Genomic DNA, 23,023 nt, shown 5'->3' on the forward strand with positions numbered 1-23,023 from the left:
TCACCATGCGCAGATGCCGGGAGCGCCCGGCGCGCGGGGACCAGAGCCGGAGGCATCACCGGAAGCAGAACCGGGAGCGTCGGACGGCGGGCTGGCGGGAGATCAGGTGGGGGCGAGGCTGGGTACGGCGTTGAGGAGCGCGTGGGGGTCGGCGCCGGGGTTGCTGCTGGCGACCGGGCAGGTGCTGCCCATCTCCGCCGTGCACCGGCTGGCCCGCACCTCCACCCTCGTGCGCCTGGTGATGGACGCCGAGGGACAGGTCCTGGACATGGGCCGCAAGGTCAGATTGGCGACTCCGGCCCAGCGGCGGGCCATCTACGCCCGCTACGCCACCTGCTGGATCGACGGCTGCCCGCTGCCGGCCACCAGGTGCCAGATCGACCACGCCGACAACTGGAGCAGCGGCGGGCTGACCGACCTCAAATTGCTCGGGCCGGCGTGCCAGTTCCACAACCGCGACCGCTACCACAACCCCGGCCACTACACCCGCCACAAGGTCGGCACAGACCGCTGGGCCTTCACCTACCACCGCCAGCCGGGAGCCCGGAGGCCACGGGAATGACGACCCGAACCACCCGGGATCACGGGGGCGGTATCACTCTGGGCCGCCGCAATCCGCGCTGCTCGACAGCGCTGTCAGAGGGGGATCCACTCGGTGGCGACGGTGACCTCGTCCAGGAGCGACGGGATCGGCTCGACCCCGATGCCCGGGCCGGTGGGCACGGTCAGATGACCGTCTTCGAGCTCGAAGGGCGGCGTGATGTCGGTGCTGTAGTAGCGGCGGGAGCCGGAGGTGTCACCGGGCAGGGTGAACCCGGGCAGCGCGGCCAGTGCGACGTTCGCGGCGCGGCCGATGCCCGTCTCCAGCATGCCGCCGCACCAGACCGCGACGCCGTGGGCGCGGCACAGGTCGTGGATGCGCCGCGCTTCGAGGTAACCGCCGACCCGGCCTGGCTTGATGTTGACGACCGAGCAGGCGTCGAGGGAGATGGCGGCCGCCGCGTGCTCGGCGGCCTCGATCGACTCGTCCAGGCAGATCGGCGTGCGGATCGACCGGGCGAGCCGGGCGTGCTGGACCATGTCGTCGTCGGCCAGCGGCTGCTCGATGAGCAGCAGGCCGAACTCGTCCAGGCGCGCCAGGTGCGGGGCGTCGGCAAGGGTGTAGGCGGCGTTCGCGTCGACCTGCAGCGGCAGTTCGGGGCCGAATCGCTCGCGCACGGCGCGTACGGGTTCCAGATCCCAGCCGGGCTGGATCTTGAGCTTGATGCGGACATAGCCCTCGTCCAGGTAGCCGGCGACGGCGTCGAGCAGTTCGGGGACGGAGTTCATGATGCCGACCGAGACCCCGGCCGGCACCCGGCTCCTGGTGGCGCCGAGGAAGGCCGCGAGAGACTGCCCGGTGGCACGCAGGTGGGCGTCCAGCACGGCCGTCTCCAGTGCCGCCTTGGCCATGCGGTGCCCCTTGATCGGATGCAGCGCCTCGTTGACGGCGTACGGTCCGGGGCGCGCGGGCAGCGCGGGGATCAGGAAGCGGCGCAGCACGTCGGCCGCACCCTCGGCGTACTCGGAGGAGTACAGCGGTGCGGACATCGCCACGCACTCACCCCAGCCTTCGGCGTCGGGGGTGACGACGCGCAGCAGCAGCACGTCACGTCGTGTCTCGGTGCCGAACGACGTGCGGAACGGCGCCACCAGCGGCATCGCGATCCGCCGCAGTTCGATACCAGTGATCTTCATGCCTCTGGTTCCCCTACCCGTGGTTTTCATGTCAGTTGTTCGCGGAACGCGCTTCGGCGGGCGACATAGCAGGACTTGTCGTGGAAACCCGTGACCCGCGCGCCGTCGCGCAGCAGGTCGCCGAGCACCTCGCGCAGGGCCAGCCGCCAGGCCCGGGCCGCGGCCGGATCCGCCACGCGAAGGGTCTCGATGTCTTCGGGCACGGCGACCAGCACCGTCTCGGCGTCGGTGCGGCCCCGCACGGGCCGGCCGCCGTCGTCGCCCAGCCCGGTGACCGCGCCCGGCGGGATCTCCATCGGGCACGGCTCACGCCGTACGGCGGCGAGCACGTGCGGCGAGGTCAGGCGCCAGACGGCGAGCACGCGGTCGCTCTCGTCGCCGGCGTTGATCGCGTCGGCCATGGTGCCGTAGAAGGCGGGCAGGTACTCCTCGGGCCGGGCGCCGAGCTTGGTGAGGTTGAAGTGGGCGTTGCGGCGCACCAGCGGGTCGTACGTCCAGGTGATCGTGTCCAGGCCGTGGTCGAGCGCCCACTCGCGCTGGTGCAGCTTCAACGCGAAGCCCGCGCCCTGCCCGGCGAGAGTCCCGGTGATGTGGGAGTGCAGCGCCCGCCGCGGCGGGGCCGCGACGAACCCGACCGACGCGCCGACCAGCCGATCATGGCGGTAGGCCCCCGCGACGTAGTTGCCGGCGTGGGAGAGCGCGCGCATCATCTCCGCCGTGATCGGAGCGCCCCCGGGATCCGGCCGCCAGATGCCGGCGAACAGGCGGCAGACGTCCTCGAACTCCTCGACGGCGTGCAGCTCACGCACACACAGCTCGTGGGGGCCGCTCATCCGCGCACCGCCTCGACCAGGCCCGTCAGCAGCGCGGCACGGCCCGGCATCTCGGCCACGACCACGTGCTCGTCGTCGGCGTGCGCGCCGCCGCCGACCGCGCCGAGCCCGTCCAGGGTGGGGCAGCCGGCGCCGGCGGTGAGGTTGCCGTCCGAGGCGCCCCCGACGGCCGCGCCGGGCAGGGGCGCGAGTCCGAGGCCGGCGGCGACGCGCTGGGCGAGTGCGAACAGGCCGGCCGACGAGGCCGGTTCGAGCGGTGGGCGGTTCGGGCCGCCGAGAACCTCCAGGCGGGTTCCGGGCGTCCGGGGCGACAGCGCCCGCATCAGCGTGTCCACGCGGAGCTGGGCCGCGACGGCCGGCACGCGCACGTCCACGGCCAGGCGGGCCAGCGCGGGCACGGTGTTGATCGTGGTGCCGCCGGACAGCAGCGTCGGCGTGACGGTCGTGCCGTCCAGGCCGCCCTCGGCGGCCATCGCGGCGACGGCGAGGATCTGGTGGGCGAGCTCGACTCCCGCGTTGGCTCCCTTGCCGGGGTCGAGGCCGGCGTGGGCGGCCCGGCCGTGCACCACGATCTCGTACGTCGAGATGCCCTTGCGTGCGGTCTTCAGGGCGCCGCCGTCGGCGCTCGCCTCCAGCACGAAGGCGGCGGCGAGGCCGCGCGCCGACTCCTCGACCAGGGCGCGGGAGGACGGCGACCCGAGCTCCTCGTCCCCGGTGACCAGCACGCACACGCCTTCGGGGGAGGGGAGCGCGGCCAGCGCGTGGAACATCTGCACCAGCCCGGCCTTCATGTCGAACACGCCGGGCCCCCGCGCGATCCCGCCGGCGACCGACCAGGGCCGCGAGCGCAGGGAGCCGATCGGCCAGACCGTGTCGTGGTGGCCGAGCAGCAGCACACGCGGCTCGCCGAAGCGCCACCGCAGGTGCGTCACGCCGTCGATCACGATCGTCTCCGGAGGCGCGCCGAGCAGGCGGCGCCCCTGCTCCGCGACCACGGCGGCGCTGCGGGCCACCGCCTCGTGATCGGCGGAGAACGACTCGCAGCAGACGAGTTCCTCCAGGTCCGCGAGCATGGCGGAGAGGTTCACCGCCGTCTTCACAGTGGCCTGCCCAGCTGAGCGCGGAACAGCCGCCGCACGTTGCCGCCGAGGATCTTCAGGATGTCGTCTTCCGCCAGCCCCCGCCGCAGCAGCGCCTCGGTGACCAGGGGCAGCCCGCGCGGCCCGTCCAGCCCGGGCAGGGCGGCTCCGGGGTCGATTCCCTCGAAGCCGAAGTCCTCGCAACACGGGGGAGTGACGTCGTGCAGCACCTCGCGGACGAAGTCGGGCCCCAGCCCCACGTGGTCGATCCCGGCGACCTCCGCGACGTGCACGATGTGCTCCACCAGCCGGTCCACGGTGTGGTCGGCCGGATCCTCGGCGAGGAAGACGGGGAAGAAGTTGACGCAGACGACCCCGCCGGTGGCGGCGACGCCGCGGATCTGGTCGTCGGTGAGGTTGCGGTGGTGGTCGCGCAGGGCCCGGGCGGAGGAGTGGGTCGCCATCACCGGGCGGGTGGCCAGCTCCAGGACGTGCTCGACCCCGCGTGCGCCCAGATGGGAGACGTCGAAGATCATGCCGAGCCGCTCCATCTCCCGTACGGCCGTCACCCCGGCGTGGGTGAGCCCGCCGCCGGTGGCGTCCTCACCGCTGCCGTCCGCCAGCGGCGTGCGCCCCCAGTGCGCGATCGAGGCGACCCGTACGCCGAGCCGGTGCAGGGTGGGCAGCAGTTCGACGGAGGAGTCCAGGCCGGGCATGCTCTCCATCGCCAGGACCAAGGCGATCACGCCGTCGTCGAGCGCCCGGTCGACCTGCGCGCCGTCCAGGCAGAGCCGTACGGCGTCCGCGTTGCCCTCGGCCAGCGTGTGCGCGCACTCGATCATCCGCAGGGTCTGGCGCAGCGCGCCCTCCGGCCGGTAGCGGTCGTCCACGAAGACCGGCAGCACCTGCAGGTCCACGCCGCCGTCCCGCAACTGGGGCAGCCACCGTTCGCGGAAGAAGCCCGCCCACCGGGCCGGCGGGCGTTCGGCGACGGCCATCAGCAGGTCGTTGTGCGTGTCCGCGACGACGGCGGTGTGATGAAGGTGGGCTGGCACCCCGCTGACGGTACGGCAGGGAAGGAGCGCGGCAATTCGTCCGATCCGACTAAAGAGGGTGACAAGCTTCGTGCATCAGGCCAAAGGCCTTACCTTACTTCGTAAAGGCGGGCGGCTGAATAAGCTGATCCCGTGGCAGCGCCGTACCGGACGATCAGGGACATCGTCGAGCACGAGATCGAGATCCGCCGTTCGCGCTTCATCTGCGCGCTCGCCCCGGCGGCCACGGAGGAGGCCGCGCGGGAGTTCGTGGCCGAGCGCAGGCGGCTCTACGCCGACGCGACCCACAACTGCTCGGCGTACGTCATCGGTCAGGGCGTCCGCAGGGCGGACGACGACGGGGAGCCGGGCGGCACGGCCGGCACGCCGATGCTGGAGATGCTCACCCGGCGCGGTTTCGCGGACGTGGCGGCCGTCGTCACCCGCTACTTCGGCGGGGTGCTCTTGGGTGCGGGCGGCCTGGCCCGCGCGTACGGCGGAGCGGTGGGGGAGACGCTCGACCGGGCGGGGGTGGTCGAGATGGTTCCCGCGACGGTCGTGACCGTGTCGGTCGGCCACGCCCAGGCCGGGAGGCTGGAAAGCGACCTGCGCGCCTCGCCGTACGTGCTGCGGGGTGTCGACTACGGCGCCCGGGTCGCCTTCGAGGTGGCGGTGGCCGAGGACCGGCTGCCCGTCTTCGAGGAGTGGATCGCGGCGGTCACCGCCGGGCGGGCCGAGACCGCGCTCGGCGGCACGGTCCACCTCGCCCGCTGAGCGGGCGACGCGGGGCCGTCACCCCTCCAGGGCGTACTGCATCACGCGGAGCTTGGCCTGCGCCTCGGCGAGCTCGGCGGCGGGGTCCGACCCGGCCATGATGCCGCAACCGGCGAACAGCCGGGCACGCCTGCCGGAGACGTACGCGCAGCGCAGCGCGATGCCCCACTCGCCGTCGCCGCGCGAGTCGATCCAGCCGACCGGCCCGGAGTAGCCCGCCCGGTCCATGCCCTCCAGTTCGCGGATGACCCGGAGCGCGGCGCCGGTGGGCGTCCCGCCGACCGCGGCCGTGGGGTGCATGGCGGCCACCACGTCGAGCACCGACGCGCCGTCGGACAGCCGTCCGGTGACCCGGCTGGCCAGGTGCTGGACGTTCGGCAGCACCAGCAGCTCGGGGCGGTCGGGCACGTCGAGCGCCGAGCAGAGGGGCGCGAGAGCCTCACGGACCGAGGCGACCGCGCAGGCGTGCTCGTGGCGGTCCTTCTGCGAGGCGTAGAGGGCGGCGCCGCGGGCGGCGTCGTCGGCGGGGTGGGCGCCGCGCGGCGTCGTGCCCGCGAGGACCAGCGACTCGACCGCCTGGCCGGTGTGCCTCACCAGCAGTTCCGGCGTCGCGCCGACGAGCCCGTCCACCGAGAACGTGTAGCACTCGGGGTAACGCTCGGCCAGCCGTTCCAGCAGCACGCGGGGGTCGATGTCCCGCTCCGCGACGGCTGTCAGATCGCGGGCGAGCACCACCTTGTCCAGCATGCCGTCCCTGATCCGCCGTACGGCTCGGGCGACCCGGTGCTCCCATTGCGGCGCCGACAGCGAGCCGTCGCCGTACCGGATACGGCCGGGCGCGGAAGGCGGGGTGACCAGGTCGAAGGCGTCGTCGCCGATCGTGGTGAGCCAGGCGCGGCCGTTCCGGCGGGCGAGCACCACGCGGGGGACGACCAGCACGGTCCCGTCGGCGTCGGCGTCGAAGGTGAAGGAGCCGAAGGCGACCGGTCCCGAGCCCGGCACGCCGACCTCGTCCTCGATGCGCGCTCCGGCGAACAGCGAGGAGAGCCAGCCGCGGGCCCAGTCGAACCGCCCGGGGCCCGGCGGCACCGCGGCCCGCGCCGCCTCTCCCCAGCCGACGAGTCCCTCGCCGTGCCTGATCCAGGCGTACGGCGCGGCGTCGGGCAGACGCGCCAGCAGATCGTCAGGGTCGCTCACCGCGACCGTGCGAACCACGAGGGGCCGGATAAGAGCGACACTCACCCGACTCACTCTACGCAGGATCTGAACATGTTCGACAAGAGGCCCCCCGTGCGATCGCGCTGCCCCTGTGTCAAGCCGCAATAGGAATCCGGTCATGGAAGGCTCGCCTTCCCTGGTGGCGATAGAGCGTACCTCCACGCGATCCCTACCTTTGATCTCCCGGAGGTGCCCATGATCAAGAAGATCACGCCGGTCCTGGTCGCGAGCGTCCTGCTCGTGCCGACCGGCGCCCACGCCCGTACGACGCCCGCCGTGATGGCGGCGCTGGGAGACTCGATCAGCGCGGGGTTCAACGCCTGCGGCTGGTACGTCGCCTGCACGTCCCGCTCGTGGTCGGCGGGGGACTTCCCGTCGGTGAACAGCCACTATCTGCGCCTGCTCGCCATGGGGAGCGGGATCAAGGGGCACAACCTGAACTTCGCCGTCCCGGGATCGACCAGCGCCGACCTGCGGGGGCAGGCGCGGCAGGCCGCCGAGGCCGGCGCGGGCTACGTCACCGTCCTCATCGGCGCGCAGGACGCCTGCGTGGGCTCCGAGAAGGAGATGACGCCCGTGGGAACGTTCCGGCGCAACATCGACGAGGCCTTCGACGTGCTGCGGCCCACCGGCGCGCGGATCTTCGTCGCGAGCGTTCCGGACGTCAAGCGCCTGTGGCGGGTGGGCAAGGACAACGGGTGGGCGCGCGTCTTCTGGGGGATCGGCCGCATCTGCCAGTCGATGCTGGCCAACCCGACGTCCACCGCCAAGAAGGACGAGGCCAGGCGCGACCGGGTGCGCGGGCGGGTGATGGACTACAACGAGCAGCTCAGGCAGGCGTGCGCGAGGTACGGCCCGGCCTGCCGCTACGACGGGGGAGCGGTCTTCTCCTATCCCTTCACCCTCAAGCAGGTGAGCGCGTGGGACTACTTCCACCCCAACGCCGACGGGCAGAAGGCCCTCGCCAAGATCACCTTTGATCCCCGGTTCTTCGCCGACGCCGTCGAACCCTGATCCGTCAGCGGGTGCGACGGAGACGGTCGAGGGTCTGCTCCAGCTCGTCCTGCAGCACGCGGCCCGCGCCGTCGGCGTCGCCGCGCTCGACGGCGCCGACGAACGCCGCATGGGAGTCGTCTCCCGGGTTCGGGTCGCCGGCCCGCAGGCCGAGCAGGTCGACCAGGGCGACCAGCCCCTCCCGCAGACGGGGGACGAACTCGGCGAACAGGTCGGTCAGCACCGGGTTGTGCGCGGCGGCGACGACGGCCGCGTGCAGGGCGATGTCGGCGTCGACGAAGGCGGCGTCGCCGTCTCGCGCGGCGGCCCGCCTGGCCTCCAGCGCCGCGTGCAGCGCCGCCACGTCCTCCGGCGTACGGCGCCGCGCCGCCAGCCGGGCGGCCTGCACCTCGACCAGCATGCGCACCTCGTAGACGTCGGCCACGGCGGCCCGGCGCAGGCGGGCCGCCCAGTCCTCGGCGGGCCTGTCGGAGATGACGAAGACCCCGGCGCCCTGACGCGCCTGGACCAGCCCGGCTCCGGCCAGCGCGCGCAGGGCCTCGCGGACGGTGGAGCGGCCCACGCCCAGGGTCTTGGCCAGGGTCGTCTCGCCGGGCAGCCGGGTGCCGACCGGCCAGCGGCCCTCCTCGATATGCGCACGCAGCCTCTCGACGGCCTGGTCGACGAGGGGACTGCGCCGGAGCGCGCCGAGGGTCATCGCATTTCACCTCTCAGGTTGTCTGAGGAGTTGTCGTGTGGTTACTCTACCGCCCATGACGCCGCTCGGCCTCCTTCTTCTCGGCCGCCGCGGCGGGGCCTGATCCGATGACCGGCACCCCGCCGCGGGGTGCCGTGCCGCCGGTCGCCCTCCCGACCGAAGGATCATCTCCGTGACCACCACCTCCACTGCCTTCCCGACGATCCGCACCCCGCGCGGCCCGGTGCCCGCCGGTGCTCCCGCCTGGAATCCCCAGCGGGGCAGCGCGATGCCGCACCACCGCTACCGGCCGGCCCACGAGCGGGTGGAGATCCCCGAGATCCACCGCGAGTGGCCGGGCCGCAGGATCGAGCGCCCCCCGCTGTGGGTGCCCGTCGACCTGCGCGACGGCAACCAGGCGCTGGCCGAGCCCATGGACACGCCACGCAAGCGGCGCATGTTCGACCTCCTCGTCGCGATGGGGTTCAAGGAGATCGAGGTCGGCTACCCGTCGTCGAGCCGGACCGACTTCGGCTTCGTCCGGCACCTGGCCGAAAGCGGCGTGGTGCCGGACGACGTGACCCCCGTGGTGTTCACGGCGGCCCGCCGCGACCTCATCGAGCAGACCTTCGCCTCGATCCAGGGCATGCCGCGGGCGGTGGTGCACCTGTACACCGCGACCGCGCCGGTCTGGCGGGACGTCGTGCTCGGGCAGGACCGGGCCGGGCTGCACGCGCTCATCCGGGAGGCCGCCGGTCACATCGGGCGGCTCGCCGACGCGATGCCGGGGACGGCGGTGCGTTTCGAGTTCTCGCCCGAGGTGTTCAACTGCACCGAGCCCGACTTCGTCCTGGAGGTCTGCAACGGCCTCACCCGGTTGTGGGACGCCTCGCCCGACCGGCCGGTGATCCACAACCTGCCCGCCACCGTCGAGATCGCCACGCCGAACCTGTACGCCGACCAGATCGAGTACATGCACCGCCACCTGGAACGGCGCGACGCCGTCATCCTCTCGGTCCATCCGCACAACGACAGGGGCACGGGGGTGGCCTGCGCGGAGCTCGCCGTACTGGCCGGGGCGCAGCGCGTCGAGGGCTGCCTGTTCGGCAACGGCGAGCGCACCGGGAACGTCGACCTCGTCACGCTCGCGCTCAACCTGTACGCCCAGGGGGTCGACCCGATGGTCGACTTCTCCGACATCGACGTGATCCGGCGGACCGTCGAGGAGTGCAACCGGTTGCCGGTCCACGTCCGCCATCCGTACGGCGGGGACCTCGTCTACACGGCCTTCTCCGGGACCCATCAGGACGCCATCAGCAAGGGGCTCGCCCACCACGAGCGTGCGGCGGCCGAGCGGGGCGTGCCGGTGGGGGAGGCGCCCTGGGCCGTGCCCTACCTGCCGATCGACCCGGCCGACGTCGGCCGGACGTACGAGGCGGTGATCCGGGTCAACAGCCAGTCGGGCAAGGGGGGCGTCGCCCACCTCCTCCGGGCGCACCACGGGCTCGACCTGCCCAAGGCGCTGCGTGCCGACTTCTCCCGCGTCGTCCAGGACGCGACGGACCGCAGCGGGCGGGAGGCCACGCCGAAGGACCTGCTCGAGCTGTTCCGCGCCGCGTACGCGGTGGAGGGCGGGCCGGTCACTCTGGCGTCGTGGACGGCGGACGGCGCTGGATTCCGCTGCGTCCTGCGCCGGAATGACGCGGCGTACGAGGCGAGCGGCGCCGCGCCGGCGGACGCCGTCACCGCCGCCCTGGCGGCGGCCGGGATCGCGGTGGAGGTGCTGGAACGGGACGGACACACGGTGGAGGGCGGCGCGGTCGCCTATGTCCGGTGCCGGGTCGCCGGCGCCTGCGTGTGGGGCGCGGGCGAGGACGCCGGCGCCGGGACGGCGTTCGCCCGGGCCGTGCTCGCCGCGGTCAACCGCGCCCTGGCCGGGTGAACCGGCGGCCGGCTGGACTCTCCCCCTGTGGGAGGTCGCATGCTCCTCCCGGCGGTTCCGGTCGGCACGAGGAGAGCGATCATGGCCATGGTGGAGGGCGTCGAGGCCCGCGGCACGCACCACTGCGAGACGACGGCGCTGGGAGTGCTGCTGCGGCATGAGGGACTCGACCTGTCCGAGCCCATGCTGTTCGGGCTGGGCTCGGGCCTGTCCTTCGTCTACTGGGACGGCAAGGGCATGCCGTTCCCATTCATCGGAGGCCGCGTCAAGCCCTTCGAGCTCACCAGGAACCTGGCCGCCCGGCTGGGACTGACGTTGACGACGCAGGAGACCACCTCACCCCGCAAGGCGTGGGAGAACGTGGCCGCCCCCATCGACGCGGGCCGGCCGGTCGGCCTCCAGCTCGACTGCTACCACCTGGACTATTTCCGCTCCAAGGTGCACTTCGGCGGTCATGTCGTCGCCATGTACGGCTACGACGAGCACGACGCCTACCTGGTGGACACCGATCAGCAGGGAGGGGCGGTGCGCACCAGCCGGGCGGCCTTGGCCATGGCACGGGCCGAACGCGGCCCGATGACCGCCAGGCACCGATCCTTCACCATCACCCTGCCCGCTCGCCCGCTGTCCTGGCAGGACCGAATCGTCCCCGCAATCAGGGACTGCGCCGACGCCTTCCTCGCCGCTCCCATCGCGAATCTGGGTTATCGCGGCATCGGCAAAGCCGGCAGGCAGGTGCCCGGATGGCTGCGACGCGCCGGCGAGCCGCGGCGGGACCTGCCGCAGGCCGCCCTCCTCATGGAGCAGGGCGGCACCGGCGGCGCCCTGTTCCGCGTCCTCTATCGGGACTTCCTCGACGAGTGCACCCGGCTGATCGACGACGACGACCTGCGCGCCGGTCACCGGCTGTACGCCGAGGCCGCCGTTCTGTGGGCGCGGGTGTCCAGCCTGATCGCGAAGGCGGGGGAGACCGGCGACGCGGGGCACCTCGAGGAGGCCGGCGTGATCCTCCACGATCTTGCGCGCATCGAGGAGGAGGCGATGCAGGCGCTGCGCCGGCTGTAGGGCGGACCACCGCGTCAACCCTCACGCGAGCGGTGCGCGCGGACCTTGTGGCGGTTGCCGCACCGCTCCATCGAGCACCAGCGCCTGCTGCCCGGGCGTGAGGTGTCGACGAAGACGAGGGCGCAGTTGTCTCCCGCGCACTCCCGCACCCGGTGCGCGTACGGGCCGGTGAACAGCTCGACGGCGTCCCTCGCGACGGTCGCGACCACTTGGGCCCCGGTCGCGGGGACGGCCCAGGACCTCAGCCCGCCGGCCGTCATCACGGGCGTCAGCGGGGGCGCCGACGCCGCCTCGTTGACCGCGTCCACGTCCGCCTGCCTCGGCGTGCGTCCGTGCGCGCGGTCGCCGGCGAGGCCCCACAGGGCGGTGCGCAGGACCTTGGCGCGGAGGAGGTCCTTCGCCGTCGCGTCCACCCGCTCCAGGCCGAGCCGGGACGCGGCGGCCCACCGGGCGAGGTCGTCCGGCTCGTGCAGCGTCTCGTAGTGGGCGTAGACCCCCACGCCGCCGCTCACGAGGAACTCCAGGCAGAGGGCGCCCGGGTCGAACCGGAAGGAGGCTCCGTCGCGCGGATGTAGCGTCAGGCTCATGTAACCACTATAAAGGGTTACATGACTCTCGAATGGAAGCTCGTCATCGACTGCGTCGACCCGCACGCGCAGGCGGCGTTCTGGGCACAGGCCCTGGGTTACGAGGTGGAGGACAACAGCGCGCTGGTCGGCCGGCTCCTGGACGCCGGCGTGCTGGGGGAGGCGGAGGTGACCCCCGACCGTACGGCCTTCCGGACGCTGCGGGCCGTGCGGCACCCGGACGACCCGTTCGACCCGCACAGCGGCACCGGCCTCGGCCGCCGGATCCTCTTCCAGGCGGTTCCCGAGCCGAAGGCGGGCAAGAACCGCCTGCACATCGACCTGCACGCGGGCCCCGAGCGCAGGGACGCCGAGGTGGACCGGCTCAAGGGGCTCGGCGCGACCGTGCTGCGGACCGTGCAGGAGCCGGGGACCCACCACGTCACCATGGCCGACCCCGAGGGCAACGAGTTCGACGTGCAGTGAATCCCTACAGCCAGCCGTTGTGGCGCGCCAGCCGGGCGGCCTCGATGCGGTTCCTGGTGCCGGTCTTGCCGATGGCCGACGACAGGTAGTTGCGGACGGTGCTCTCCGACAGGTGGAGGCGGGCGGCGATGTCGGAGATCGTCGAGCCGTCGGCCGCCGCGGCCAGGACGTCGCGCTCCCTGTCGGTCAACGGACTCGGGCCGGTGCTCAGCGCCGCCGCGGCGAGAGCGGGATCGATGACCCGCTCGCCGCGCAGGACCCGGCGGACGGCGTCGGCGAGCTCCTCGACCGGCCCGTCCTTGACCAGGAACCCCCGGGCCCCGGCCTCCATCGCGCGGCGCAGGTAGCCGGGCCGCCCGAACGTCGTGAGGATGAGCACGGCGCAGCCGGGCAGGTGTTCGCGCAGGTCGGCGGCGGTCTCCAGGCCGCCGCGGCCCGGCATCTCGATGTCGAGCAGGGCCACGTCGGGCCGGGTCCGCAGCGCGGCGTCCACCACCTCGTCGCCGTGGCCGACCTGGGCGACGACCTCGATGTCCTCCTCCAGGCCGAGGAGCAGGGCCAGCGCGCCGCGCATCATGCCCTGGTCCTCGGCCAGCAGCACCCGGATCACTCGCCGTCCTCCTCCGCGTACGGCACCGTCACGCGGAGGAGGAAGCCCCCGTCCGGCGGCGCCGTCGTCTCCAGCGCGCCGCCCACGGCCTTCACCCGCTCGCGCAGGCCGGTCAGGCCGTTGCCCTCGCCGTACGGCTTCGCGGGCGGGCCGTCGTCGCGGATCTCCAGCACGAGGTGCCCGCGGTCCTCGCCCAGGCCGATCGCGCAGGCCGCCGCGCGGCTGTGCCGTACGACGTTGGTCACGCCCTCGCGCACGGCCCAGCCGAGCAGGGCGTCGGTCTCGGGAGCGGGGCGTACGGAGGCCACGCGGACGGTCGCCTCGACGCCGGCGTCCGCGAGGGCGGCGCGTGCGGAGTCGAGCTCGGCGGTGAGCCCTCTGCCGCGATAACCGGTGACGGCGGCCCGCACCTCGGTCAGCGCCTGCCGTCCGATCCGCTCGATGTCGGCCGCCTGCCCGGCCGCCTCGTCCGCGTCCACCCGCGCCAGCCGGCGTACGGCCTCGGCCTTGACGACCATCACCGAGAGCGTGTGGCCGAGCAGGTCGTGCAGGTCGCGGGAGAAGCGCAGCCGCTCCTCGGACACGGCGGCCCGGGCCAGTTCCTCCCGGGTGGCCTTGAGCTCGTGGATGGCCGCCCACAGCCGGATGATGATCGCCGGGATGATGCCCGCGGTGAACGTCCCCCAGACCAGCGCGAGCATGCCGCTCAGGTCGGCGCCGGCCCGTACGGCGACGGCCAGAGCGGCGGCGCACTCGGCGAACAGCACGACCGGCAGGACCTTGCCGCCGATGGTGGTCCCGGTGGCCACGGCCAGCATGGTGACGAGATAGAGCCAGTTGCTCCCGAACCAGGCCGCCGACGCGAGGACCACCGCCGCGAGCAGTCCCAGCGCCGGCAGGGCGCGCCGCCGGTCGGCGAAGGCGAAGCGCGTGGTGGCCACGTAGAGCCCGGCGGCGGCCAGCGCGGCCGGCCAGGCCAGCCACAGCGGCTGGGAGCGGCCGTGCGCGATTTCCCACACGGGCGCCGCCGTCACGGCGGCCCACATGTACATGCCCCTGGCGTCGGGGCCGCGCTCGCCCTCCCGCAGCGGGTCGAGCCAGGTGCCGCGTTCTGTCGTCATCGGGAACGTCACAATAGCGGTCAGGCCCGGCGACCGGCGCGCCGATAACCGTGCACCGCGTAGACGCCGAAGACGAGCAGCCAGGCCGACAGGATCGCGACCTGGCGGACGGTGGGCACGTCGCCGAACGCGACCCGCCAGGACAACCCGGCGTAGCTGTTCGACGGGGTCCACTCGGCGACCGCGCGCAGCCAGGACGGGAAGTTCGCGACCGGCACCCACAGGCCGCCGAGGACGGCCAGCGTCAGCATGGTCGCGATGTTGGCCATCGCGGCCGACTGGCCCGACAGCCGGTAGCCGTTGCCGAGGCCGAGCAGGGAGAACGGCACGGTCCCCGCCCACAGGAGAACGACGATCGCCAGCCACCGCTGCGGCGCGAGCGTGACGTGGTTGACCAGCACGCCGGCCAGCAGCACGGCCGCGATGCTCGGCACGACGCCGGCGATCCCGGTGACGACCTTCCCGGCCACGACCTGGGCGGGGGTCAGCGGGGTGAGCCGCAACCGGCGCAGCCATCCCGCCGCGCGGTCCTCGGCGATGCCGCTGCCGTTGTTGAACGCGCCGCCGAGCGCGCCGTACGCCGCCATGCCGACCATCGTGTAGATCGCGGCGTCGTGCCGGTCGCCGGGGGCCAGGCCGAGGTTGGTGAAGAGGAGGTACATGACGACCGGCATGGCGATCCCGAAGATCACGTAGCCGCCGTCGCGCATGGTCCTGAGCAGTTCGAGCCGTACGTATCCCCACATCACGCGTTCTCCTTCGCGGTGAGGGCGACGAAGGCGTCCTCCAGGTCCGCCGGCACGACCTCCAGCTCGCGGACGGCGCCCGCGCGGGCGAGGGCCATGACGGTGGCGTCGGAGTCCGCGCTGCGCAGATGGACCCGGCCGCCCCTGGTCTCCATGTGGCGCACGCCCGGCAGGGCCGCGAGCCAGGCGGACTCGCCGTGGGCCGTCACGCTCACCGTGGTCAGCGCCGCCGCCCGCTTGATCTCCGCGCTGGTGCCGTCGGCGATCACGCGGCCGTGGCCGAGCACGACGACGCGGTCGGCGTGCTCGTCGGCCTCGTCCAGATAGTGCGTGGAGAACAGGATCGTCTTGCCGCGGCTGGCCAGCCCGCGCATGCCGTCCCAGAACTCGCGCCTGGCCTCCACGTCCAGCGCGGCGGTGGGCTCGTCGAGGACGATCAGGTCGGGATCGCCGCACACGGCCGTCGCGAACCGCACGCGCTGCGCCTGCCCGCCCGACAGCCGGTCCACCCGGCGGTCGCGCAGCTCGCCGATCCGCGCGAGCGCGAGCACCCGGTCGAGGGGGAGGGGAGCGGCATAGGTTCCGGCCACGAAGGCCAGCAATTCGCGGACCGTCACCCGCGGGACGAGGCCGCCCTCCTGCGGCATCGCGCCGACCAGGCCCCGCCGTACGGCCTGCTCGGGGTCGAGCCCGAACAGCGCGGCCCGCCCGGAGTCGGGTGGCAGCAGCCCGAGCAGCAGCGCGATGGTGGTCGACTTGCCCGCGCCGTTGGGGCCGAGCAGTGCCACGGTCTGGCCGCGGGGGACGGCGAGCGTGAGCCCGTCCACGGCCCGTACGGGGCCGAAGTGCTTGGTCGCCGAGGTCAGGGACACGGCGTCGGGGGTGTTGGTGGTCACGGGGACGACGGTAGGCGGGCGCCGCCGGCCCGAGTAGATCGATCGGTACGGCCCCGGGCGGGACAAATGTCCCACCCGGAAATCTACATCGTAAAGGCGCTGGCTTGTTATGAAACCTGTGCCAGAACCGCCGCCAGGTCCGCCGGACGGGACAGCATCGGCCAATGACCGGTCGGCAGCTCACGCAGCTCCCACTCCGGCCCGCCGAGGGACGCGAAGAACGGATGCCCGGCCGCGATCAGCTCCTTGACCTGCGCGAGCGGGAACGAGCAGCTCACGAGCGTCTTCGGCAGCGCGGCGAACGCGGCGGCGTCCGCGCCGAGAGCGAGGGGCTGGGTGATCGTGCCGAGCGGCTGGCCGGTGGCCCGGGAGGCCATCAGCGCCCGCTCCCGCTCGCCCAGCCCGTCGAGGCTCGCGCCCGACTCCTCCAGTTCGTCCCAGGAGAGCAGGGGATAGCGCCAGCCGTCCTCGACGCGCTTCTCGACGAACTCCCGCCCCGTGAGGTCGATCTGGGCCATGCCGTCCGGCACCGGGCCGCTCTCGACGTACACGACCCGGCTCACGCGGCCGGCCGCGCGGGCGGCCGCTCCGGTGACCGCGGCGCCGCTGCCGCTGTGCCCGACGAGCACGACGTCGTGCAGGTCCTCAGCCTCGATCAGGCCGGTGATGTCGCGGATGTGGGTGTCCAGATCCAGGGCGGGGGAGGCGAGGTGGGCGCGGTCGGCCAGGCCGGTGAGGGTCAGGGGATATGCCTCGTGACCCGTTTCGCGGAGTGCGGCGGCCACGTCCCGCCACGCCCACGCGCCGAGCCAGAATCCGGGAACCAGTGCGTAAGTCGTCATGCGTCGACGCTAGAGCCGAATCAGGGCAGAATCGGTCCTGATATGTCGACCAATCGCGTTCTCGCCTTCCTGGAGTTGCTGCAGGCCCGGCCCGGGCTCACCGGTCCCGAGCTCGCCGAGCGCTTGGAGGTGGACGTGCGCAGCGTGCGCCGCTACGTGCGCAGGCTGGAGGACCTCGGCATCCCCGTGCAGGCCGAGCGGGGGCGGTACGGCGGCTACCGGCTGATGCCGGGATACCGGCTGCCGCCGCTCATGCTGACCGGCGACGAGGCCGTCGCCGTGGTGCTCGGGCTGCTCGCGGGCCGCCGGGCGGGCCTGACGGTGGGCGAGGGGGCGGCCGAGAGCGCGCTCGCGAAGATCCGGCGCGTGCTGCCCGACGCCCTGCGCGGCAGGGTCGGCGCGGTCGAGGACATGGTCGGCCTGACCTCCCGGTCCGCCCGATCCGCCGCGGCCGCCAGGCCGAGCGGGGCGACGCTGCTGACGCTCGCCGATGCCGCCCGCCGTCGTCGCCGCGTACGGCTGACCTACCGGTCGTACCGGTGCGAAAGCAGCGAGCGGACGGTCGATCCCTACGGGCTGGTGTTCCACTCGGGCCGGTGGTACCTGACCGGCCACGACCACCGCAGGGGCGAGGTGCGGACGTTCCGGCTCGACCGGATGGGCCAGGTCGCGGCGACGGAGGAGGAGTTTCCCGCGCCGGGGGAGTTCGACCCGGTCGCCCACGTGATGGAGTCGCTGGCGGGCGTTCCGTACCGGTATGAGATCGAGGTCGTGCTGGCCACGACCATGGAGGAGGCGCGGCGGCGGATCCCGCCGACGGTGGCCGCGCTCGCCCCCGTGGACGGCGGCGTCCGGATGACCGGCCGCGCCGAACGCCTGGACGGAATGGCGCAGGTGCTGGCCGGCCTCGGCGTGCCGTTCACCGTGGTGGCGCCGCCGGAACTACGCGAGGAGGTGCGCGCCCTCGCCCGCCGCCTGCATGAGTGGGCCGGTCGGCCCCCGGACGCCGGCCACCCACGGTGATGGCGCTTCGTGCCACTCACGCGTTCTGGCCGAGGGGCGCCGCCGGCCCGCTCCGGGCCCGGGCGACGTCCAGCGCGGCGGCGTCGAGAGAACCCGGCCGTTCCCCGGCGTCGTGGTCGCCGGCCCGGGCCGGCCCGTCCGCGAGCGGGCCGCCGGGCGGCAGACCGCGCCGCCGGGCCACCAGTCCGGACAGCAGGTCCTCCCACCGCGCCCCGATGACGTCGAGGTCGTAGCGCGCCGCCGTCTCCAGCGCGTTGGCGCCCATCCGGCGGCGCAGGTCCTCGTCCTCGATGACCGTGCAGATGGCGTCGGCCATCGCGTGGATCTTCTCCGGCTTCACCAGCAGGCCGTCGTGACCGTGGGTGATCATCTCCTTGGGACCGGTCGGGCAGTCGTAGCTGACGACGGGCAGGCCCTTGCTCATGGCCTCCAGGATGACCATCGGCATGCCCTCGTGGCGGGAGCTCATCACGAACATCGAGGCGTCCGCGAGGACGGCGCCGACGTCCTCGGCCGGGCCCTCGAGGAACACCCGATCGGACAGCCCGCGCTTGTCGATCGACGCCTGGAGCTTCTCCTGCCGGGGGCCGCCGCCGTAGATGCGAAGCGTCCAGTCCGGGTGCCGCTCCGCCACGTGGGCCCACGCGCGGATGAGCAGGTCGTAGCCCTTGCCCCAGGTGAGCCGGCCCACCGTGACGACGGTCTTCGCGGTGAGCGGTGACACGCCGCCGTCCAGGCGGGGCGTCGCGTTGGGCACCTGCGCGAGCACGGCGGGCCGCTCCTTGCGTGCCTTCTCGAAGGACCGCTCGTAGGTGCGCAGGTCGGCCTGCGTGAGGGTGACGACCGCGTCGTGCCTGCCGTACCTGCGGGTGATCTGCTTGCGCACCAGCGGCTGGTGCGAGGACAGGTTCCCGTGCTCCTGCGCGACCGTGATGATCTCCGGGGGCGCGAAGCGCGCGGCGATCAGGTTCAGGCCGGGCCGGGTCCCGATGAGGATGCCGCGGCGGCGGGAGCGGATGTAGCGGACCAGTTTGAGGTCGGTGCGCAGGGTGAACCAGTGGTGGGCCGCCTCGTCCTTCGGCACCAGCCTGCTCGGGAACCGCGACAGCAGGCCCTTGCGGCGAGGCAGCCGGTCGTCGAGGTAGCGGACACGCACTCCGGGAGGAACGGGGAGGAAGGGCTCCTCACGTTCCCGCACGACGCTCACGATCTCGACATCGTGTGTGCGCGCCAGATACCCGGCGAGGTTGAAGACCGTGCGGATCGTGCCGCCCATGCCGTTGGCGTGCAGCAGCAGGATGCGGATCTCGTGGCCGTCGGGCGGCGGCGCCGACCGGGCACGCTGCCGGTCGCGGGCCTCCAGCGCCCGTACCACCACCCTGGCCGCTTTCCTTGCCACCCTGCGGTGAAGAGAAGACACAGTCACGCCCCGTTCGTGTCAGATGAAGATCCCCTTTCCCTATGACGTAACCGACAGTTGTGCCGTTGTTGTGATCTAAGTCACGTTGTGCTTGAAATTCGGTATATGGTCGTCCGTTTGCTGGGGGCGTCCTCCAGTGCGGCGGGCACCAGATGCACGCCGACCGGCTCGAACACGCCGTCCGGGAGATAGCAGCAGGCGCGGTCGGGGGCCCCGATAAGGACATCGCCGCCCGCGCGGGACAGGAACGGGGTGACCCGCCGGGCCAGCGGCTCCTCGTAGTAGACGTCCCCGGCCAGCACGACCTGCTGGGTCGGCGTCCCGTCGAGCAGGTCGCCCCCGGCGACCCGCACCGCGACGCCGTTGGCGCGGGCGTTGAGGCTGACGGCCGCCAGCGCGTACGGGTCGACGTCGTTGGCGACCACCAGGGCGGCTCCGGCCAGCGCCGCGGCGACCGCGACCAGTCCCGAGCCGGTGGCGAGGTCGAGAACGGTGCGCCCCCGCACGATCTCGGGATGGTCGAGCACGTGGCGGGCCAGCGCCTGTCCGCCGGCCCAGGGGCAGGCCCAGAAGGGCAGCCGCCCGGCGCGCTCCCACAGCTCGTACACGCGGTCGTCCTCGCTCCCGCCCCGCGTGGCGTCCGCGGCGATCACATGAAGCCGTATCTCCGGCACGTACGGCACGGTCGCGAGCCCGGTGTGCGCGCGCACGAAATCCTCGGCGTCCCCGGCGTCGTCCTGCACGGTGGCCGATCGTATCCGCACGGACCGCGCTTCCGGGTCACGCCCGCGGGTCACAGAAGCGTGAGCTGCTCGGCGGTCGCGGCCGGTGCGGGCGGGCGGACCGGCCGCTCGCCGAGCCGATGCGCGGCACGAGCGCCGCGTGGGGCCGACCGGCCCACGCCGTGCTCGCGGGCGAGCGCCCGCACGGTCTCGCCGATCCGTTCCTGGTACGCCCTGGGAGCGTAGGCGCCCCTGCCGTACAGCTCCAGGTAGCGGGGGACGAGCCTGGGGTGCTCGCGGGACAGCCAGGCCATGAACCACTCGCGCGCGCCGGGCCGCAGGTGGAGCACGATCGGCGTCACGTGCGTGGCGCCGGCCTCGGCGATGCGGCGCACGGTGGTCTCCAGCGCCCGCGGCGAGTCGGACAGATAGGGGAGGATCGGCGCCATCAGCACGCCGCACGCGACGCCGTGCTCGTTGAGGGCGGCGCACACCTCCAGCCGCTTGCGCGGCGAGGGGGTGCCGGGCTCGACGGCCCGCCACAGCGACTCGTCGGTGAACCCGATCGAGACGGCCGTGCTCACGTCGGTCACCTCGGCCGCCTCGGCGAGCAGGTCGAGGTCGCGCAGGATGAGCGAGCCCTTGGTCAGGATCGAGAACGGATTGCGGGCGTCCCGCAGGGCGCCGAGGATGCCGGGCATCAGCCGGTAGCGGCCCTCGGCCCGCTGGTAGCAGTCGACGTTGGTCCCCATCGCGATGGGCTGCCCGCGCCATCGAGGCGCCGAAAGCTCCCTGCGTACGAGGTCGGGGGCGTTGACCTTCACCACGATCTTCGAGTCGAAGTCCCGCCCGGAGTCCAGGTCGAGGTATTCGTGCGTCCGGCGGGCGAAGCAGTACGTGCACGCGTGGGTGCAGCCGCGGTAGGGGTTGACGGTCCACTCGAACGGCACCCGGCTCGCGGAGGGGACCCGGTTGACGATCGACCGCGCGTGGATCTCGTAGAAGGTGACGCCGCGGAACTCGGGGGTGTCGAAGGTCCTCGTCACGGCCGACCGGGCGAACAGAGGAGTCGGCTCCCTCTGTCCGCCTTCGTCGGTCTCGAGGCGCAGCCCGTCCCATCGCACCCTCCGATTAGAACAGAGGTTCGATCGAGATCGCAACGTGCAACGCGTCGTAAATCGCGGCCCTGGAAACGGCTAACGATCTTCATCGTTGGGCAGAACGTCGGCACATACCTTGCGTTCTGGGAGTGTTGCGCGATGGCCTGGTCGCAGGACGAAGAGCGGATGCTGGCGATGATCGAGCGGCACCTCACGGACGAGGATCCGAAGCTCGCGGCCAGGCTCGAGTCGTTCAACCACCGTGCGGAGCGTGGGCGGCAGGGGCGCGCCTCCGGCCGCCGGCCGGGCCGCTCGACCGTGATCATCGCGGTGAGCTGGCTGCTCATCGCGACGTTGATCGCGACCCTGCTGGTCATGGCACTGCGGCACGACGCCGCCGCTCTCCCCGTGTAGCGCCGGCGTCACCTCACCCGCCCGAGGTCACGACAGGCCCTTGAGGAATCGCGCGGCGACCGGCGCGGCCACGCCGCCGCCCATGCCGCCGGCCTCCACGACGACGGCGAAGGCCACGTCGCCGCGATAGCCGATGAACCAGGCGTGCGAGTCGAGCTTCGGCCCGGTGCCGAACTCCGCGGTCCCGGTCTTGCCCGCCGTCCCCGCGGGCAGCCCGGCGGCGTGGGCGGTGCCCTTGGTGACGACCGCTTTCATCATCGACCGCAGGCCCGTGACGACGTTGCCCGGCAGTTCCCTGGGAGCGGTCTTCTGCTTCAGCGAGGGCACCAGTGTGGGCGGCCGCCAGGAGCCGTCGGCCACCGCCGCGGCCACGGTCGCCATCACCAGGGGACTGGCGGTGATCCTGCCCTGCCCGAACGACTCCGCGGCCAGGTCGGCGTCGCTGGTGGCCTTCGGCATGCTGCCGGCGGTCGCCGGGACGCCGATGCGCAGCGGCTGGTTGAAGCCCAGGCCGGTGGCCAGGTCGTACAGCTTGGCCGCGCTCAGCTTGGTCGCGGTGAGCGGGGCGAAGGTGGTGTTGCAGGAGTGGGCGTAGGAGTCGAGGAACGACAGCGACCCGAACGCCTCGTGGTCGGAGTTGCGGATCTTCAATCCGCCGACGACCGCCTCCTCCGGGCAGGTCACCCGGCTCGACGGGGTCAGTCCCTCGGCCAGCAGCCCGGCGGCGGTGACCGTCTTGAACGTGGACCCCGGCGGATACCTGCCGTCCAGTGCGCGGTTGAACCCGCCCTTGTTGTTCACCACGGCGAGGATCTCGCCCGTCGAGGGCCTGACGGCGACGAGGGATGCGGGCTTGTCCAGGTCGCGCACCGCGTCGGCGGCGGCGCCCTGCACCTTCAGGTCGAGGCTGGTCCGCAGGTCCTTGCCGGGGGAGCCCTCGACGGTGTGCAGGGTCTCGCGGCTCTCGCCCACCACCTGGATCTCGGTGGTGGGGGTGCCGGCGAGCTGCTTCTGGAACGTCTCCTGCAGACCGCCGCGGCCCACGGCGTCGCCCTTCTTGTAGGCGGCGCCCAGCTTCTCGACGTCCTTGTCCGTCGCCTTGTCCAGGAAGCCGACCAGCTGCTGCACCGAGCCGCCCACGTCGCCGCCGTCGATGCGGCCGCCGTCCGCGCCGGTGATCGCGGCCCGCTGCGGCCACGACGTCTTGAGCGCCAGGTGGTTGGTCCCGTCGAGCGCGGGGTGGACGGCGGCCGGCGACCAGTCGACCTTCCAGTAGTGGTCCTTGACCACCAGCTTCAGCGAGCCCTTGTAGGTCCAGTCGCCGACGTTCTTCACGGTGGCCGTGGCGGTGTAGGACGCGGTCGCCCTGTCGTCCTCGGCCGCGCCGGCCCGCACGTCGCGGACGGCGAGCCTCGCCACCGCGAGATTCTTGGTGAGCTCGGCGTACGCCGCGTCGAAGCCGGGGGCGGGAGCGGCGAGCTCGGCCTTCATCGCCGCGAGGTCGCCCCGCGCCCAGGCCGCGGTGAACCGCGCGGCGGTCTCCTGCGGAGTGCCGCGCGTGTGCAGCACGTAATAGGCGCCGCCGGCGGCAGCCCCCGCCAGCACGACGGCCACGGCGGCCGAGATCGCGACAGTACGTCCTCGCGGCACGCGCACCCCCAATGACGGCCTTGCGGTCGGGACCAGAGCCTAGCGGGGTCAAATC

At 73.0% G+C, this 23,023-nt stretch carries 24 protein-coding genes; 8 read left to right on the plus strand and 16 right to left on the minus strand.

What is annotated here, in order from left to right:
• On the plus strand, positions 1 to 562 hold a 562-nt coding region (locus AAH991_RS36790), incomplete at its 5' end, for an HNH endonuclease signature motif containing protein (RefSeq protein ID WP_346230572.1).
• 74 nt (positions 563 to 636) lie between these two features.
• On the opposite strand, the gene menC is transcribed toward AAH991_RS36790, so the two are convergent.
• From menC to AAH991_RS36810, 4 genes are read right to left on the minus strand one after another with little or no spacing between them, the layout of a single operon-like run.
• On the minus strand, positions 637 to 1,737 hold the full coding sequence (gene menC, locus AAH991_RS36795) for an o-succinylbenzoate synthase (RefSeq protein ID WP_346230573.1): 1,101 nt from the start codon (positions 1,735 to 1,737) through the stop codon (positions 637 to 639).
• 26 nt (positions 1,738 to 1,763) lie between these two features.
• Positions 1,764 to 2,570 (minus strand): GNAT family N-acetyltransferase, encoded by an 807-nt coding sequence (locus AAH991_RS36800; RefSeq protein ID WP_346230574.1) that lies wholly within the window; start codon positions 2,568 to 2,570, stop codon positions 1,764 to 1,766.
• Positions 2,567 to 3,670 (minus strand): M20 family metallopeptidase, encoded by a 1,104-nt coding sequence (locus AAH991_RS36805; RefSeq protein WP_346230575.1) that lies wholly within the window; start codon positions 3,668 to 3,670, stop codon positions 2,567 to 2,569. Before AAH991_RS36805 ends, AAH991_RS36800 begins: the two co-directional genes overlap by 4 nt.
• Positions 3,667 to 4,704: a dipeptidase gene (locus tag AAH991_RS36810; protein WP_346230576.1), complete on the minus strand. Its 1,038-nt coding sequence runs from the start codon at positions 4,702 to 4,704 to the stop codon at positions 3,667 to 3,669. The genes AAH991_RS36805 and AAH991_RS36810 overlap by 4 nt, the downstream gene beginning before the upstream one ends.
• A 132-nt stretch (positions 4,705 to 4,836) precedes the next feature.
• Here AAH991_RS36810 and AAH991_RS36815 point away from each other — a divergent pair, with 132 nt between their 5' ends.
• Complete coding sequence (locus AAH991_RS36815) at positions 4,837 to 5,457, plus strand: IMPACT family protein (protein ID WP_346230577.1); 621 nt, start codon at positions 4,837 to 4,839, stop codon at positions 5,455 to 5,457.
• A gap of 18 nt (positions 5,458 to 5,475) precedes the next feature.
• On the opposite strand, the gene AAH991_RS36820 is transcribed toward AAH991_RS36815, so the two are convergent.
• Positions 5,476 to 6,699, minus strand: a complete 1,224-nt coding sequence (locus tag AAH991_RS36820) for an isochorismate synthase (protein WP_346230578.1) — start codon at positions 6,697 to 6,699, stop codon at positions 5,476 to 5,478.
• A gap of 171 nt (positions 6,700 to 6,870) precedes the next feature.
• Here AAH991_RS36820 and AAH991_RS36825 point away from each other — a divergent pair, with 171 nt between their 5' ends.
• On the plus strand, positions 6,871 to 7,689 hold the full coding sequence (locus AAH991_RS36825; RefSeq protein ID WP_346230579.1) for a GDSL-type esterase/lipase family protein: 819 nt from the start codon (positions 6,871 to 6,873) through the stop codon (positions 7,687 to 7,689).
• A 4-nt stretch (positions 7,690 to 7,693) separates the two neighbouring features.
• Here the strand turns inward: AAH991_RS36825 and AAH991_RS36830 are convergent, their stop codons facing one another.
• Positions 7,694 to 8,386, minus strand: a complete 693-nt coding sequence (locus AAH991_RS36830) for a FadR/GntR family transcriptional regulator (RefSeq protein WP_346230580.1) — start codon at positions 8,384 to 8,386, stop codon at positions 7,694 to 7,696.
• Between the two features lie 268 nt (positions 8,387 to 8,654).
• On the opposite strand from AAH991_RS36830, the gene AAH991_RS36835 reads away from it, so the two are divergent.
• Together AAH991_RS36835 and AAH991_RS36840 are read left to right on the plus strand one after the other, a co-directional pair.
• Positions 8,655 to 10,307 (plus strand): 2-isopropylmalate synthase, encoded by a 1,653-nt coding sequence (locus AAH991_RS36835; protein ID WP_428834080.1) that lies wholly within the window; start codon positions 8,655 to 8,657, stop codon positions 10,305 to 10,307.
• Between the two features lie 81 nt (positions 10,308 to 10,388).
• On the plus strand, positions 10,389 to 11,372 hold the full coding sequence (locus AAH991_RS36840) for a BtrH N-terminal domain-containing protein (RefSeq protein WP_346230582.1): 984 nt from the start codon (positions 10,389 to 10,391) through the stop codon (positions 11,370 to 11,372).
• A gap of 14 nt (positions 11,373 to 11,386) precedes the next feature.
• On the opposite strand, the gene AAH991_RS36845 is transcribed toward AAH991_RS36840, so the two are convergent.
• Positions 11,387 to 11,959, minus strand: coding sequence for a CGNR zinc finger domain-containing protein (locus AAH991_RS36845; protein ID WP_346230583.1), 573 nt, complete (start codon positions 11,957 to 11,959; stop codon positions 11,387 to 11,389).
• A gap of 21 nt (positions 11,960 to 11,980) precedes the next feature.
• On the opposite strand from AAH991_RS36845, the gene AAH991_RS36850 reads away from it, so the two are divergent.
• Positions 11,981 to 12,424, plus strand: coding sequence for a VOC family protein (locus tag AAH991_RS36850; RefSeq protein WP_346230584.1), 444 nt, complete (start codon positions 11,981 to 11,983; stop codon positions 12,422 to 12,424).
• Positions 12,425 to 12,428: 4 nt separating this feature from the next.
• Here the strand turns inward: AAH991_RS36850 and AAH991_RS36855 are convergent, their stop codons facing one another.
• The 5 genes from AAH991_RS36855 to AAH991_RS36875 form a co-directional block, all read right to left on the minus strand.
• Positions 12,429 to 13,034 carry a response regulator gene (locus AAH991_RS36855; protein WP_346230585.1) on the minus strand — a complete coding sequence of 202 codons (606 nt, stop codon included), beginning with the start codon at positions 13,032 to 13,034 and terminating at the stop codon, positions 12,429 to 12,431.
• The gene (locus tag AAH991_RS36860) at positions 13,031 to 14,155 is read right to left on the minus strand and encodes a sensor histidine kinase (RefSeq protein WP_346230586.1); all 1,125 of its coding nucleotides are present in this window, start codon (positions 14,153 to 14,155) and stop codon (positions 13,031 to 13,033) included. The genes AAH991_RS36855 and AAH991_RS36860 overlap by 4 nt, the downstream gene beginning before the upstream one ends.
• Positions 14,156 to 14,175: 20 nt before the next feature.
• Positions 14,176 to 14,901 (minus strand): ABC transporter permease, encoded by a 726-nt coding sequence (locus AAH991_RS36865; protein WP_346230607.1) that lies wholly within the window; start codon positions 14,899 to 14,901, stop codon positions 14,176 to 14,178.
• Positions 14,901 to 15,797: an ABC transporter ATP-binding protein gene (locus tag AAH991_RS36870; protein ID WP_346230587.1), complete on the minus strand. Its 897-nt coding sequence runs from the start codon at positions 15,795 to 15,797 to the stop codon at positions 14,901 to 14,903. The genes AAH991_RS36865 and AAH991_RS36870 overlap by 1 nt, the downstream gene beginning before the upstream one ends.
• A gap of 107 nt (positions 15,798 to 15,904) precedes the next feature.
• On the minus strand, positions 15,905 to 16,639 hold the full coding sequence (locus AAH991_RS36875) for an alpha/beta fold hydrolase (protein ID WP_346230588.1): 735 nt from the start codon (positions 16,637 to 16,639) through the stop codon (positions 15,905 to 15,907).
• Positions 16,640 to 16,681: 42 nt separating this feature from the next.
• Here AAH991_RS36875 and AAH991_RS36880 point away from each other — a divergent pair, with 42 nt between their 5' ends.
• Positions 16,682 to 17,662 (plus strand): helix-turn-helix transcriptional regulator, encoded by a 981-nt coding sequence (locus AAH991_RS36880; RefSeq protein ID WP_346230589.1) that lies wholly within the window; start codon positions 16,682 to 16,684, stop codon positions 17,660 to 17,662.
• A gap of 16 nt (positions 17,663 to 17,678) precedes the next feature.
• On the opposite strand, the gene AAH991_RS36885 is transcribed toward AAH991_RS36880, so the two are convergent.
• From AAH991_RS36885 to AAH991_RS36895, 3 genes are all read right to left on the minus strand, one after another.
• Entirely contained in the window at positions 17,679 to 19,040 is a 1,362-nt protein-coding gene (locus AAH991_RS36885) for a glycosyltransferase family 4 protein (protein WP_346230590.1), read from the minus strand.
• Positions 19,041 to 19,162: 122 nt separating this feature from the next.
• Positions 19,163 to 19,825, minus strand: a complete 663-nt coding sequence (locus AAH991_RS36890; RefSeq protein ID WP_346230591.1) for a class I SAM-dependent methyltransferase — start codon at positions 19,823 to 19,825, stop codon at positions 19,163 to 19,165.
• Positions 19,826 to 19,875: 50 nt separating this feature from the next.
• Complete coding sequence (locus tag AAH991_RS36895; RefSeq protein ID WP_346230592.1) at positions 19,876 to 20,928, minus strand: Rv2578c family radical SAM protein; 1,053 nt, start codon at positions 20,926 to 20,928, stop codon at positions 19,876 to 19,878.
• 135 nt (positions 20,929 to 21,063) lie between these two features.
• Here AAH991_RS36895 and AAH991_RS36900 point away from each other — a divergent pair, with 135 nt between their 5' ends.
• Positions 21,064 to 21,318 (plus strand): DUF3040 domain-containing protein, encoded by a 255-nt coding sequence (locus AAH991_RS36900; protein ID WP_346230593.1) that lies wholly within the window; start codon positions 21,064 to 21,066, stop codon positions 21,316 to 21,318.
• A gap of 27 nt (positions 21,319 to 21,345) precedes the next feature.
• Here the strand turns inward: AAH991_RS36900 and AAH991_RS36905 are convergent, their stop codons facing one another.
• On the minus strand, positions 21,346 to 22,968 hold the full coding sequence (locus AAH991_RS36905; RefSeq protein WP_346230594.1) for a penicillin-binding transpeptidase domain-containing protein: 1,623 nt from the start codon (positions 22,966 to 22,968) through the stop codon (positions 21,346 to 21,348).
• Positions 22,969 to 23,023: the final 55 nt, after the last annotated feature.

The sequence above is a fragment of the Microbispora sp. ZYX-F-249 genome, assembly GCF_039649665.1.
GTDB lineage: Bacteria > Actinomycetota > Actinomycetes > Streptosporangiales > Streptosporangiaceae > Microbispora > Microbispora maris.